At 67.5% G+C, this 13432-nt stretch carries 15 protein-coding genes; all 15 read left to right on the forward strand.

Annotated elements, in window-relative coordinates; all coding sequences use genetic code 11:
* Nucleotides 1–279 (forward strand): hypothetical protein (locus VM681_08505; protein HVL88024.1); only part of this gene is annotated, 279 nt, incomplete at its 5' end.
* A 94-nt stretch (nucleotides 280–373) separates the two neighbouring features.
* Nucleotides 374–1015: an archaellin/type IV pilin N-terminal domain-containing protein gene (locus VM681_08510; GenBank protein ID HVL88025.1), complete on the forward strand. Its 642-nt coding sequence runs from the start codon at nucleotides 374–376 to the stop codon at nucleotides 1013–1015.
* A 169-nt stretch (nucleotides 1016–1184) separates the two neighbouring features.
* Nucleotides 1185–1796, forward strand: coding sequence for an archaellin/type IV pilin N-terminal domain-containing protein (locus VM681_08515; GenBank protein HVL88026.1), 612 nt, complete (start codon nucleotides 1185–1187; stop codon nucleotides 1794–1796).
* 24 nt (nucleotides 1797–1820) lie between these two features.
* Complete coding sequence (locus tag VM681_08520; protein ID HVL88027.1) at nucleotides 1821–2540, forward strand: archaellin/type IV pilin N-terminal domain-containing protein; 720 nt, start codon at nucleotides 1821–1823, stop codon at nucleotides 2538–2540.
* Nucleotides 2541–2665: 125 nt separating this feature from the next.
* Nucleotides 2666–3235, forward strand: coding sequence for a flagellin (locus tag VM681_08525; protein ID HVL88028.1), 570 nt, complete (start codon nucleotides 2666–2668; stop codon nucleotides 3233–3235).
* Nucleotides 3236–3334: 99 nt separating this feature from the next.
* Nucleotides 3335–4051: a hypothetical protein gene (locus VM681_08530; GenBank protein HVL88029.1), complete on the forward strand. Its 717-nt coding sequence runs from the start codon at nucleotides 3335–3337 to the stop codon at nucleotides 4049–4051.
* A 31-nt stretch (nucleotides 4052–4082) separates the two neighbouring features.
* Nucleotides 4083–4691, forward strand: coding sequence for an archaellin/type IV pilin N-terminal domain-containing protein (locus VM681_08535; GenBank protein ID HVL88030.1), 609 nt, complete (start codon nucleotides 4083–4085; stop codon nucleotides 4689–4691).
* 204 nt (nucleotides 4692–4895) lie between these two features.
* Nucleotides 4896–5948, forward strand: a complete 1053-nt coding sequence (locus VM681_08540; protein HVL88031.1) for a FlaD/FlaE family flagellar protein — start codon at nucleotides 4896–4898, stop codon at nucleotides 5946–5948.
* A 23-nt stretch (nucleotides 5949–5971) separates the two neighbouring features.
* Entirely contained in the window at nucleotides 5972–6406 is a 435-nt protein-coding gene (locus VM681_08545; GenBank protein ID HVL88032.1) for a hypothetical protein, read from the forward strand.
* 1 nt (nucleotide 6407) lies between these two features.
* Nucleotides 6408–6848 (forward strand): hypothetical protein, encoded by a 441-nt coding sequence (locus VM681_08550; protein ID HVL88033.1) that lies wholly within the window; start codon nucleotides 6408–6410, stop codon nucleotides 6846–6848.
* Between the two features lies 1 nt (nucleotide 6849).
* Nucleotides 6850–7566 carry an ATPase domain-containing protein gene (locus VM681_08555; protein HVL88034.1) on the forward strand — a complete coding sequence of 239 codons (717 nt, stop codon included), beginning with the start codon at nucleotides 6850–6852 and terminating at the stop codon, nucleotides 7564–7566.
* A 37-nt stretch (nucleotides 7567–7603) separates the two neighbouring features.
* Complete coding sequence (locus VM681_08560) at nucleotides 7604–9238, forward strand: type II/IV secretion system ATPase subunit (protein HVL88035.1); 1635 nt, start codon at nucleotides 7604–7606, stop codon at nucleotides 9236–9238.
* Nucleotides 9239–9381: 143 nt separating this feature from the next.
* Nucleotides 9382–10893 (forward strand): type II/IV secretion system ATPase subunit, encoded by a 1512-nt coding sequence (locus VM681_08565; GenBank protein HVL88036.1) that lies wholly within the window; start codon nucleotides 9382–9384, stop codon nucleotides 10891–10893.
* On the forward strand, nucleotides 10890–12548 hold the full coding sequence (locus tag VM681_08570; GenBank protein ID HVL88037.1) for a type II secretion system F family protein: 1659 nt from the start codon (nucleotides 10890–10892) through the stop codon (nucleotides 12546–12548). Before VM681_08565 ends, VM681_08570 begins: the two co-directional genes overlap by 4 nt.
* Before the next feature lie 238 nt (nucleotides 12549–12786).
* Entirely contained in the window at nucleotides 12787–13431 is a 645-nt protein-coding gene (locus VM681_08575; protein HVL88038.1) for a hypothetical protein, read from the forward strand.
* Nucleotide 13432 lies beyond the last annotated feature (1 nt).

A 13432-nucleotide genomic window follows, 5' to 3' on the forward strand; every position in this document is an offset into this window, starting at 1 on the left:
ATCGAGGTCGCGCCGCCCGAACCGACCGAGCCTGCGCCTGCGGCCTCCCCGCCGCCCCCGTCGCCCGCCTCCGACGAGCCGCTTCGGCGCGCCCTCCAGGACTTCCAGCTCATCTTCGCCGCCAAGGATCAGGAAAAGCAGGAGCTTTCCCAGCTTTGCGAGCGGATTGAAGCGCTTGAGGACCAGCTCTCCCGGACGGAGGAGTACGTCCGCAGCGTGATCCTCGCCCGCCGGCAGAGCCGCCCCCCCGGGGAGCTTGGTCCCGGCCTTTCCCCCTGATCCGGCCCGGGCTCCAAAAGTCCCGATTTGGGGGATTCGTCCGTTTGCTCCGGCTTTATTAGATTCTGACGCCGATCGGGCTTCCGGTGACGAGATGAGAGCCAACCGGACAGCCCTACGTTTGCGGAGCGAGCGGGCCGAGGTTGGCATCGGCACCATGATCGTGTTCATCGCGACGACGCTTGTCGCCGCGATCGCGGCCGCCGTGCTCATCGACACAAGCGGCAAGTTGCAGGAGCGCTCCACGCGCACCGGCCAGGAGACCACGCAGCAGGTGGCCAGCAACCTCATGGTCGAATACATCGTCGCCCTGCGCGACGAGTGGGACGGCCTTGGCAACCTCTCCTCCACCCTCAACTGGACCCAGATCTACCTCGGCCTTGCGCCGGGGGCAAGCAACGTGGACCTCGCGCAGATGCGCGTCCAGGTCCGCGACGGCCACAACCAGCTCATCTTCCAGTACAGCAGCGAGAACCCTTGGACGGGCGCGGCGCTCGTGGGCACCTTCAACACGACGGCGATCCGAGACGCCGACGGCTCCTTCACGGCCGCCACGCCGGTCATGAACGCGGGGGACCTCATCCGCGTCTCGATCGCCAACGGACCCAACGGGTTCGATTGGGGCCCGCGACGGGAGGTCTTGATGTACCTCATCCCCGAGGTGGGCAACCGCGTGCAGGTCGGTTTCCAGACGCCGGCGAGCTTCGGCACCGACTCCATCATTACGCTGAAGTAGCGGCATCCATCAACAGGAAAATCGTGCGCCAGCGCGCGCTTTCTCGCCGACGGTCGCCGCGGTTGCGGCGGCCGTGTGTGCGGACTTTCGAAAGCGGGTGTTTGTGCGGTTCTCCCATTCGATGGGGGGTTATTATAGCGGGCCGACATTCGATCCGCCGGTGACGAGCATGCGGGCCAACCGCAACGCCATTGACAAGCGAAGGGACCAAGCTGAGGTCGGCATCGGCACCATGATCGTTTTCATCGCCACCGTCCTGGTGGCGGCGATCGCGGCCGCCGTCCTCATCGACACGAGCGGGAAGCTGCAGGAGCGCTCCACGCGCACCGGGCAGCAGACGACTGAGCAGGTCGCAAGCAACCTGCAGGTGGACAGCATCATCGGCCTGCGCGACGCGGCGTCCGATGCTGGCATCAAGGACACCGAGGTCTACGTGGCGCTTGCGCCCGGCGCAAGCTCGGTGGACTTGAACGAGCTGCGAATCATCGTTCGCACCGGCGCGGCCCAGTCGGTCCTCCGGTACGTGAACGGCGCCGCCTCGGCGACCGAGTTCTCGGCCGCAAAGGTGCGGGACGCCGACGGCGGCTGGACCGCCGCGAACCCCGTGATGAACGCGGGGGACCTCGTCAAGCTGCAGATCGACAACACGGCGATCAGCCAGGAATGGACCCCGCGCACGTCCGTCGTTCTCGAATTCTCGCCGGAGGTCGGCAACCAGATCGTCGTCGGCTTCCAGACGCCGAACAGCTACGGCGGGGACACCATCATCCGCCTCAAGTGAGGATCCTCGGAGAGTGACGAAACCATGCGAGCCAACAGCAAGGCAATTCAACGCTTCCAAGACAAGGCCGAGGTCGGCATCGGCACCATGATCGTTTTCATCGCCACCGTCCTGGTGGCGGCGATCGCGGCCGCCGTCCTCATCGACACGAGCGGGAAGCTGCAGGAGCGCTCCACGCGCACCGGGCAGCAGACGACCGAGCAGGTGGCCAGCAACGTCCAGATCGAGAGCATCGTCGGCAAGCGCAACGCAACCTCCGCCGCCGGGCTCAACGAGACCGAGGTGTACATCACGCTGGCACCCGGCGCGAGCACGGTGGACCTGAAGCAGCTGCGCATCCACCTGTTCAACGGGACGAAGCAAACGGTGCTCGAGTGGTCCGGCACGAACCTCTGCACGGCCACCGCGACGGGCTGCGCGGCCAACACCGCGTTTGCGACCGACACGGGAGCCTACGTGAACGCGACGAAGGGCAAGTACAACGCGACGGCCGTGCGCGACGCGGACGGCTCGTTCAGCTTCTCGTCGCCGGTCATGAACGCGGGGGACATGGTGAAGATCACGCTGAGCCTCTGGAAGGAAGGCCGTGACAACAACGGCGTGGCGCGCGAGGGCAACAACATGCCCTTCGAGCCCCGCGACGCGGTCACGATGATCTTCATCCCGGAGATCGGCAACCGCGTCCACGTCGGCTTCGTGACGCCGGCCACGTACGGCTCGGACACGTACATCACCCTCAAGTAGGGTGATCGCCGCATCGACGAACGCCGGGGCCGGCCACGCGGCCGGCCCCGTTTCTTTCCCATTCTCTCGAGCGTGACCCCGTGCGAGCCAACGCCTTTTCGCGGGACCGCCGCGGGCGGGCCGAGGTGGGCATCGGCACGATGATCGTGTTCATCGCGACCGTGCTCATCGCGGCCATCGCCGCCGCCGTCCTCATCGACACGAGCGGCAAGCTGCAAGAACGCGCCACGCGAGCGGGGCAGGACACGACCACGCAGGTGGCCACCTTCCTCTCCGTCGACAGCATCGTGGGCCTTCGCAGCAGCGTCTCGGACGAGGGCCTCCAGACGCTCGAGGTGTACGTCTCGCTTGCCGCCGGCGCCGCGGCCATGGACCTCGACCCCCTGCGCATCCAGCTGGGCAACGGCACGATGCGCCTCACGCTTGCCTACACAAGCGGCGCGCCGGGCGCGGGAACCTACGCGGCCGAGGCGATCCGCGACCCCGACGGCTCGTTCTCCGCGGGCAATCCGGCCGTCACGTCGGGCGACGTCGTGAGGCTCACGATCGAGCTTGGAGCGGGGGCCAACGAGATGCCGCTTCGTCCGCGCGACGAGGTCACGATGACCTTCCTTCCCGAGGGGGGCGCCGCGCTCAACGTGGGATTCTCGACCCCGCCATCCTACGGATCGAGCCTCATCATCCCCCTTAAGTAGGGAGCCGGTTCCCGGGCCGCGACCGGGTTGATTGCTGCCAAGCGTCGGGGGACCCGGAGCAAGGACCATATACAGGGACCGCGAAAACCACGGCGCGGGATGGGCATGGTCGAGCGCACCGTTCGTCGTTTCGTTGGCGCCTCCGCGCGCAAGGACGACGCCGGGGCCGCAAGCCTCCTCACCGTCGCCTTCGTGCTCGTGGGCATCGGCGCCGCAAGCTTGGGGGCAAGCTTCCTCATCAGCTCCGCCACGAAGATGGGCGAGGATTCGCGCGCGTTTGCCGACGAGCGAACGGGGGGCAGCGATCCGGCCACGATGCAGGTCCTCGAGATCCGCGCGCGGGTGGACGCGCCGGGCCTCGAAATCCGCGAACTCCTGGGCGTCCCGGCGTGGTCGGGGCCCGTGGACCTTCGCTCGGTGCGCATCGTGCTCGAGATCCGCGGGACCTCCCACACGTTCACGTTCTCCCAGGAAGCCGGTCCGGGCATTTTCGTCGCCTCCGCGCTTCGCGACAACGACGGCTCCACGTCGCAGGAGCCGCCGGTGGCAAACGCGGGCGACCTCGTCGAGATCCACCTGCGCGTGCCCGAGGGCATCTACGTGCCGGGCCGCGCGGTCGAGATCCAGCAGACCCTCCACGTGGGAGACTCCGTCGCCGTCCGCCAGACCGTCCGCGTCCCCGCGGCCCTACCCTCGGGTTCCATCGCCCGCATCACGGGACTTGAACCCGTCCCAGAGGACGGCCCAGGGGAACAGGACCATGGGTCGAGGGAGACCTGGGTCCCCGTGGCTTCCCGTCCAGCGTTTATCTCCTAGCACGAACGAAACGGGTTCGGGTGACATCGGCATGAAGGCTTGCCGCAAGGCGTTGGAACGGAACGATCGCGCCGAGGTCGGGATCGGCACGATGATCGTCTTCATCGCGACGGTCCTCGTCGCCGCCATCGCCGCCTCGGTCCTCATCGACACGAGCGGGAAGCTCCAGGAGCGCTCCACGCGCACCGGCCAGGAGACGACCCAGCAGGTGGCAAGCAACCTTCAGGTCAACAGCATCACGGGCAAGCGCGCCTCCCTGTCCGAGGCGAACATGACCATGATGAACATCACGCTTAGCGTGGCTCCGGGCGCGCAGAGCATCGATCTCTCGCAGCTCATGATCCAGATGAACACCGGGCAGCGCGTGACCGTGCTCGGCTGGACGAGCGGGACGGAGTCGCAGGGCAAGTTCAACACGACGGCCCTGCGCGACGCCGACGGGTCGTTCACGTTCCTCAACCCGGTCATCAACGCGGGGGACCTCGTGGTCGTGAACATCAACCTCACGGCCGACAGCCTCCAGCTCTCGGCCCGCAAGCCCATGGAGATCCTGCTCGTGCCCGAGATCGGCACGCACGTGCGCGCCGACTTCATCGCGCCGGCAAGCTACGGCACGAACCTCGTCGTGACGCTCCGGTAGAGCGGTCGCCGAAGGGTTTACTGCGCATGTGCGCAGGAAACCCGTCTTAAAGCGGCGGTGTTCTCCCGAAAGTCCGGTTTCCCCACCGACGCTTCCGGGAAAACGCCCCGTCCGTTCCGGTTATATCCCACCGCGCGTCGCAATACGTTCCCGGGTGACGGCGAGCCGACCGGCGGGATCGGCTTGCGCCCCGAGGTGAGACTCATGTTCGGACGAGGGAAGAAGGAGGAGGGCCTCGCGGCCGCGCCGCCTGCGGCCGCCGCGCCGGCAATCGCCCCCGCGGCTGCGCCCGCGCCGCAGCCTCCCCCCGCGCCGCCGCCGTCGGCGCCCGCCGTTCCTCCCGCCGCTCCGGTTCCAGGCGCCGCGCAGCCCGAGCCGTGGATGCAGGACCTCTCCGAGAAGATCACGCTTCTGGCCAAGAGCGTCGACAGCGAGCGGGACACCATGAAGGGCTTCACCGACAAGGTGGGCCGCATGGAGGAGCGCATGAAGTTCCTCCTCAACCTCTCGGAAGTCCTCTCGATGAACTACAATCCGTTCCTCGGCCACGAGGAGGCCGAGCCCTTCGCCGGGGGCGCCAACATGACGCGCCCGACGCCGGGCAACGGAAACGGCGTCCGCGAGATCGTGCCGGTCGTGCCCGAAGACGACGCGCCCGTCGCGCTAGCCGTCCCGGGGATCGCCCCGGCTCAACCGGCGCCCGCCGACGCTGCGGCGCCCGCTCCCGCTCCGCCTTCCCTGGGCCTCGACGCGCTGCTTCCTCCCTCCGACCCGTCGCCCGGCTCCGCCGGGCCGGCCCCCGCGGCGAGCGCTCTGGCCCCGGCTCTCTCGTTCCCGCCGATGCCCCCGCTCATGAAGGCCCCATCCGTGCCCGTCTCGGGCATGTGGAAGGGCCCGCCGGGCGTGCCCGTGGCGGAGATGAGCGCGCAGGGATTGCGCGAGTCGTACGTCACGCTGCAATGGTTCGAGTACATGCTCCAGACGGTGGAGCCGCAAGACCTCCACCGCTTCATCGACTACTACCGCGAGGTGGGCTGGATCGGCGAGGAGGTGCACCAGTGGATGCGCAACCTCGCGCAGGGCATCGCGCCGCGGGACGAGTCCGCGCCGCCCTCGCGCGTGGTCGATCCCAAGGAGCTCGTCCACATCCACATGACAAGCCTCCGGTTCCTTGACTACCTCGCGGGCAACCGCCTCAACGAGGGCGAGGTCGTGCAGCTTGAACACGCGATCAAGCGCCTGGCCAAGCGCGGATAGCCGAACGCGGGGGGTGTGGGGCGATGGGGTTCAGCCTGATCGTGGTGGCGACGATTCTCCTCACCGCGGGCCTGTTCGTGCTCACGCAGACGACAGGAGCGTTCCTCAACGCGCAGAAGAAGGTCCTGGAAGGCGTGAACGACGCGCAATCGCGCCTCGAGCGCGCCGCGCAAGGGGCCCTTCGCGTCGACGACGTCGTCTTCGAGGCATCGGGCACGCCGCGGGCGGTGATCACGGCCTTCAACGACGGCGCGGTCACGTACAACGCTAGCTTGGTGAACGTGCTGCTCGACGGCGTCGTGCGCGACGCCAACGTGACAAGCGTGCTCGTGGAAGGGGCGGAAACGCTCGTGTGGCCCCCCAAGACGACGCTTGTGCTGGAGGTCGCCAACCCGCAGCTTCCCGCCCACGTGGCGCTTGCCGCGCCCGACGGCAAGATGGCCTTCTGGAGGGAGTGACGTGGCGTCGTCGGCCGTCACGGAGATGGTCTTCCTCATCGCCGGGATCCTCCTTGCGGGGTCGCTCGTCGTGATCGTAGGCGGCGTGTCAAACGACCTTTCCGGAGGGCTCGACGCGCGCGGGGCGGGCGTCGCGCGGAGCCTGCGCACGGACGTCGCCATCGTGAACGATCCGTTCCAGATGAACTCGGACGATCTCGTGCTCTACGTGAAGAACACGGGAACGGCCAACGTGCGCGTGACCCTGCTCACGGTCCTCCTCGACGGTCGTGTGTACACGAACGCGACCTTCGACGTGCTCGGAAGCGACGACGACGACACGATCCGGCCCGGCGAGGTCGCGCAGGTCGCGGTCGCCGGGATCGTCCCGACGGGGGACCACCGGGCGCGCGTGGTGACGGAGAGCGGCATCGCCGCCGAGATCGAATTCCGGAGGAGCTAGGATGCAGCCGTACGGCTTCGGCCTCGACCGCGACGAGCTCTGCGAGCGCTTCGGGGGCGGCCTTCCCCGCGGCTCGCTCGTCATCGTCGAGGGCGAGTACGGGGCGGGCAAGTCCATCTTAAGCCAGCGTCTTTCCTACGGCCTCGTCCAGAACGGCCACTCCGTGACCTACGTCTCGACCGAGCTCACGACGGCGGGCTTCCTCGACCAGATGGAGAGCCTCAAGTACGACGTCGAGAAGGCCGTCGTCGAGGAGCGCCTCGTCTTCATCCCCGTCTACCCGCTCCTCGGGGCGCGCGCGCCGCGTCACGACCTCCTCCGGCGCGTCGTGCGCACCCAGAAGATGTACACGAAGGACGTCATCCTCTTCGACAGCTTCTCGAAGTTCCTGGCCGACCACGAGCGCATGAGCGGCTCAAGCGCCGCGGCCATGGAGCAGATCGAGGAGGCCCTCTACCTCTTCAAGCGCCTGAACTCGCTGGGCAAGACGATCGTCGTGAACTTCGAGTCGGGCCAGGTGCGCGACGAGGTCGCAAGCCTGTTCAAGGAGAGCGCCGACATGTTCCTGTCGCTCAAGTTCGAGCTCCTGGGCAACGTGGCGGCGCGGCGCATCGTGGTGAACCGGCTGTCGCGGGCCCAGGGTCGCTTCGGCGACGTCATCGGGTACCGGGTCGAGCCGGGGGTGGGGATCGTGATCGAGATCAAGTCGGTCGTCTGAGCGCCGCACGGGGGGAGAGGACACGCAGAACGACGCGTTGGAGGACGCAGTCGCCCGCAACCCCCACCTCGGGGCCTACCTCGCCTCGCTTGCCGCCCAGGGGAAGCCCCAGCCGGCATGGAAGCCCGTCATGACGCGCGACCTCAAGGCCGCCAAGCCCCTCGACTTCCTGTACCCGGTGGGCGACCCCATCTTCGTCCACCTGGTGAAGGACGGCACGAGCCTGTTCCCTCGCTACTACGCGATCGAGCCCGTGCTTGCGCCCGAGGAGGAATCCACGTTTGAGGCGTTGAAGATGCAGGTGTTCCTGCGCGCGCCCGAGGTGGCCGTCCCCGACGAGCCGGCGGAGTACAAGGACGCGCTCGGGAAGCTCCTCGACAAGATCCTCCAAGGCGGCGGCGTCACCGTCGGGACGGGCTTCCGCAAGAAGCGCGTGCCCGTGAACGGCCCGCTTCTCGAGAAGCTTCGGTACGCCCTCTTCCGCGACGTCGTCGAGCACGGGCCCATCGAGCCGGTCATGCGCGACACGTGGATCGAGGACATCAACGGCCTTGGCATGCGCAACCTGCACGTCGTGCACAAGATCTTCGGCATGGTGGACACGAACATCAAGTTCCGCGACCTCTCCCACCTCGACCGCTGGCTCGAGACGATGGGCGAGCGCATGGGGCGACCCATCTCCGACTCGAGCCCCATCGTGGACGGCGCCCTCCCGAACGGCTCCCGCATCAACGTCGTCTACAGCGATGCGGTGAGCAAGGGCGGCTCGTCGTTCACGATCCGCAAGTTCAGCGACACGCCGCTTCCAGCCACGCAGCTCATCGCGTGGGGCACCTGGTCGGCGCGCATCGGCGCGTACCTGTGGCTGTGCCTGGAGAACGGAATGTCCGTCTTCGTGGCCGGCGAGACGGCCTCCGGCAAGACGACCACCTTGAACGGCATCCTTCCCTTCATCAAGCCGCGGAGCAAGATCCTCACCGCCGAGGACACGCCCGAGGTCCTCCCGCCGCACGCGAACTGGCAGCAGCTCATCACCCGCGACCGGGGCAACAAGGAGAGCAGCGTCACCATGTACGATCTCCTCAAGGCCGCGCTGCGCTCCCGCCCCAACTACGTGATCGTGGGCGAGATCCGAGGCGCCGAGGGCGCCGTCGCCTTCCAGGCCATGCAGACGGGCCACCCCACCATGGCCACGTTCCACGCCTCCTCGGTGGGCAAGCTCATCCAGCGCTTCAGCAGCGACCCCATCAACGTTCCGCTGCCGTTCATGGACAACCTGAACGTCGTGCTCATCCAGATGGCCGTGTACGTCCACGGCAAGATGCTCCGCCGCGTGCTCGCCGTGGAGGAGATCGAGGGCTACAGCAAGCGCACGAAGTCCGTCATCACGCGGCAGGTGTTCGCGTGGGACCCCGTGTCCGACAAGTTCCAGTTCAGCGGGCGCAACAACTCGTACGTCCTCGAGAACCTCGTCGCCGAGAAGATGGGCTTCAAGGACAAGCGCGCGATCTACGCCGAGCTCGACAAGCGCACGGCGATCCTCGAGGAGTTCGCCCGCCGCAAGGAGTTCGACTACCACCGCATGGCGCGCTTCTTCCAGGAATACGCCGAGAAGGGCGACGCCGTGCTTCCCTTCCGCATCGAGGAGGCGATGGCATCGCACAGCCGCTGAAGGTCGCGCACGTCCCGGGCAACGGCGGCCCGCCCGCGCAGCCCCCCGAGACGCTCGAGGAGGCGCTTGCCGCCGACCCCGAGCTTGCGCGCTATCTCGCTCGGTACCGCTCCGAGCACGGGCGCGTCCCGCGATGGGCGCGCGTGCTCGTGCCGCAGGTGGACGATGCCGAGGTGGACGTCGTCTACCCCACCGCGCCGGGCATGTACGCGCACGTGCACACGGTGGACCGCCGCCAGCTGTACACGGTCGTGGAGCCCGCGCTCGAGGGGCCCGAGGTGAGGCTTGCGCTTGCGGCCAAGGACGCCATCTTCCAGGCCGCCCTGTACGACAAGCCGCCCAAGGGCCAGGCCGAGCTCGAAGCCGCGATCCTCCGCCTCTTCGACAAGGTCGTCGCGCCGACGAAGAGCCCCGGCAAGGTGCAGGTGGACCCGGCGCGCGCCCCGATCCTCCGCTACCACGTGCTCCGCGACATCGCGCGGTACGGGCCGCTTGAGCCCTTCATGCAGGATCCCTACCTCGAGGACATCCAGAGCGTGGGAACAGGCTACATCCACGTCATCCACAAGTTCTTCGACATGCTTCCAAGCAACGTCCGCTTCGAGGACGAGGGCTACCTCGACTCGTACCTTCGCAACCTGTCCGAGCGCATCGGACGGCCCGTCTCCGACGCGCGCCCGATCGTGGACGCGACGCTCTTTGACGGCTCGCGCATCAACGTCGTCTACAGCGACGACGTGTCCCGCAAGGGGCCGAGCTTCTCGATCCGCCGCGTGCACGAGAACCCCCTCTCCGTCACGCAGCTCATCGCGTGGAAGACCTTGACGGCCCAGATCGCCGCGTACCTGTGGCTGTGCCTGGAGAACTCCATGTCGCTGTTCGTGTGCGGCGAGGCCGCGTGCGGCAAGTCCACCACGCTGAACTCGATCCTGCAGTTCATCCCGCCGCGAAGCAAGCTCTACAGCGCCGAGGACACGCCCGAGGTGCGGCCCGCGCACCCCGTCTGGCAGCGCCTGCTCACGCGGGAGTCGGGTCCCGAGGAGGCGCGCGTGAAGATGTTCGACCTCCTCAAGGCCGCGCTGCGGTCGCGCCCGAACTACATCGTGGTGGGCGAGATCCGCGGCGCCGAGGGCGCCGTCGCCTTCCAAGCCATGCAGACGGGGCACCCGACCGTCGCCTCGTTCCATGCGAGCAACAAGGTGAAGATGATCCAGCGGCTCACGGCCGATCCCATCAACATCCCGCTCACGTTCATGGACAACCTGAACGTGGCCGTCTTCCAGCAGGCGCTCTACAAGAAAGGTCGCCTCATCCGCCGCGTGACGGCCGTGGACGAGATCGAGGGCTACAGCGAGATGGACGGGGGCATCATGACGCGGCCCGTCTTCGTCTACGACGCCGCGTCGGATCGCCACACGTTCAAGGGGATGAACAACTCGTACATCCTCGAGAAGAAGATCGCCGAGCAGCACGGCTACGAGGACCCGCGACAGATCTACGCCGAGCTCGAGCTTCGCACGCGCGTGCTGCAGGGCATGGTGGACCACGGCATCCTGGAGACCCACGAGGTCAACCGCCTGCTGTTCGCCTACGCGGACAAGGGGCCCGCCTGCCTTCCCTTCAAGGTCGACATGCCGGAGGGGCTGCCGCATTGATCGACCTCGCGAAGACGTTCCAGACGCTCAACATGCCCCCGAGCCGGTACGTCACGTTCTACGCCGTGCCCATCGTGGCCGTCGGCATCGTGCTCGCCCTCCTGGTCCCGCGCCTGGTCGCGCCCCTGCTGCCCGAGTTCGTCGCGCCGCTTGTCCCGATTCTCCTCGTCGCTTTTGCCGCCGGCGTCGCGATCCTGCTTCCGGTCTCGCTCGCCGACAGGAAGCGCGCCGAGATCAACAACGCCATCCCGTTCTTCATGACGCACTTTGGCGTCCTCTCGACGTCGAACATCCCGCGCGCCGAGATCATCCGCATCCTCGGCGAGAAGAAGGAGTACAACGCGCTCGCCGATGAGATGCAGCGCATCTACAGCCTCGTCTCGAACTGGAACCTGTCGCTCCCGCAGGCCTGCCGGTTCGTCTCGAAGACGACGCCCTCGAACATCCTCGCCGACTTCCTCGAGCGCCTGGCCCACGCGCTCGAGACCGGTCAGGACCTCGAGGTGTTCCTGCGCAACGAGCAGAGCGTCGTCATGAAGGAGTACGCGACGGTCTACGAGACGTCCATCTACCAGCTCGAGGGCATGAAGGACCTCTACCTCTCGACGATGATGTCGGGCGTCTTCCTCGTGATCTTCGCCATCATCACGCCGCTTCTCACCGGCATCGATCCTTCGCAGCTCCTCGTCGGCATCCTGTTCCTGTTCTTCTTCCTCGAGGTCCTGTTCCTGTTCATGCTTCAGTCGCGCGCCCCCAGCGACCGCCTGTGGCATCGCCTCGACATCGTGACGAAGGAGCGCAACCAGATCCAGCTCCTCGTGACCGGGGGCGCCGCCGCGGCCATCGTGATGTTTTTCCTGCTGCCGCGCCTGCTGGACGTGCCCGTCGGGCTCGCCCTTGCCGTCGCCGTCACGCCCATGGCCGCCGCCGGCCTCTTCGCCGAGACGGTCGAGGCGCGCGTGAAGCGGCGCGAGGACAACTACGCCGCCTTCGTCCGCTCGTTGGGCTCCTCGCTTGCCGCCAAGGGCGGATCGCTGCGCGAGGTCCTAAAGAAGCTCATGGCGCACAACTTCGGCCCGCTTACCACCCAGGTCCACAACCTCTTTGCGCGCCTGACGTGGCGCCTGCACGACGTGCTCGCCTGGAAGCACTTCTCGGCCGAGAGCGGCAGCAACCTCATCGAGAAGTTCAACGCCATGTTCATCGAAGGCATCCGCGCGGGGGGCAAACCGCAGGCCGTGGGCGAGATCATCAGCACGAACGTGACGCGCATCCTCAACCTGCGCAAGAGCCGCTACGGGACGGCCGGCACGTTCCGGCGCCTCATGCTCGGCTTCACCGCCGGCATGGCCTTCACGCTGTTCATCGGCATCGGCATGCTCGACGTGCTGAACTCGCTCTTCGGGCTTGCGAGCGTGCCCACCACCCTCGTTCCGATCCACCTCACGATCGACGTGGACACCTCGGGCATCGAGGAGATGCTCTTCTTCCTGCTCGTGTTCCACGCGCTTGCCGCGGCCGTCATGCTGAAACTCGTCGACGGCGGCGACTGGTCGGCAAGCTTCGTGAATTTCGTGGCCATGGTCTGGATCGCCGTGCTCATCAGCTACGCGAGCAAGGCGGTCATGGGCGGCATCTTCACGTTTGCCGGGTGACCGCGGCGCCCGCAGGCGCCCGGGCGGGAGGAATTCGGGGGCCCCGTTTCGTGGCCAGCCGGGTGAGAACTCGGGTGGGTGACAGTGCGGGCCCGGGGCCCCACGGAATCCACGACGGGCGGGGGAATGACGGTTCCGCCAAGAACGTCACGTCGTGTGTGGAGAACGATCGTACAGGAATCGTTAATGCGGAAGGGGTCTACGAGAAGCGTCCCCTCGCCAGCGGGGGGACGATACCATGCCGCCGCATCGCCCGCTGCAAGCCGCGATCCTCGTTCTCCTTCTCGCAGCGCTGTTCCTGGGCACCTTCTCGGCGGCAAGCGTCCTTCAGGGAAAGCGCGACCCGCTGGGCCTCGTGGAGGGAAGGCGCGAGGCGACGGCGCCGCCCGAGGAGCCGATCGCCGCCTCCGCGTGGGAGCCCCCGCCGGCCGCGCCGCCGCCCCCGCCCGACCTTGCGATCGAGCGCATGGAGAGGCAGGAATGCGTGGCGGCCGACGGCGGATGGCCCGGCCGCCTGCGCGTCACGATCCGAAACCTCGGGCCGGGACCCACAGGCGGGTTCCTCGCATGGACCGAAGCCATCGTGACGGATCGCGCCTCCGGCGAGCGCGCCACGTACGCCTCCCAGGTGTGGGAGGAGGACCTCCTGCCAGGCCACGAGCGGACCTACGAGCTGCGCTACGGCTTCCCGCTGGCCTCCCTTGCTTCGCCGGCGCCCTTGGCGCCCGTCCCCGGCGAATACGACATCCTCGTGACGATCGACCGCCCGACCGACCCCGACTACGCCTTCCTCGGGGAGGCTGGCATCCTGCCGGAGGCAGACGAGACGAACAACGCCAAGACGGTGTCCTCCGACGGGCTTGCGCGCGGCGTATGCCGGTAGA

This window comes from Candidatus Thermoplasmatota archaeon (genome assembly GCA_035541015.1).
In the GTDB taxonomy this organism is placed as follows: domain Archaea; phylum Thermoplasmatota; class SW-10-69-26; order JACQPN01; family JAIVGT01; genus DATLFM01.

Excerpts from the sequence above, each read along its gene's own strand:
- VM681_08540 (HVL88031.1), top strand. The coding sequence starts at position 4,896 with ATGTTCGGACGAGGGAAGAAGGAGGAGGGCCTCGCGGCCGCGCCGCCT.
- VM681_08510 (HVL88025.1), top strand. The coding sequence starts at position 374 with ATGAGAGCCAACCGGACAGCCCTACGTTTGCGGAGCGAGCGGGCCGAG.
- VM681_08555 (HVL88034.1), top strand. The coding sequence starts at position 6,850 with ATGCAGCCGTACGGCTTCGGCCTCGACCGCGACGAGCTCTGCGAGCGC.
- VM681_08575 (HVL88038.1), top strand. The coding sequence starts at position 12,787 with ATGCCGCCGCATCGCCCGCTGCAAGCCGCGATCCTCGTTCTCCTTCTC.
- VM681_08535 (HVL88030.1), top strand. The coding sequence starts at position 4,083 with ATGAAGGCTTGCCGCAAGGCGTTGGAACGGAACGATCGCGCCGAGGTC.
- VM681_08530 (HVL88029.1), top strand. The coding sequence starts at position 3,335 with ATGGGCATGGTCGAGCGCACCGTTCGTCGTTTCGTTGGCGCCTCCGCG.
- VM681_08545 (HVL88032.1), top strand. The coding sequence starts at position 5,972 with ATGGGGTTCAGCCTGATCGTGGTGGCGACGATTCTCCTCACCGCGGGC.
- VM681_08520 (HVL88027.1), top strand. The coding sequence starts at position 1,821 with ATGCGAGCCAACAGCAAGGCAATTCAACGCTTCCAAGACAAGGCCGAG.
- VM681_08515 (HVL88026.1), top strand. The coding sequence starts at position 1,185 with ATGCGGGCCAACCGCAACGCCATTGACAAGCGAAGGGACCAAGCTGAG.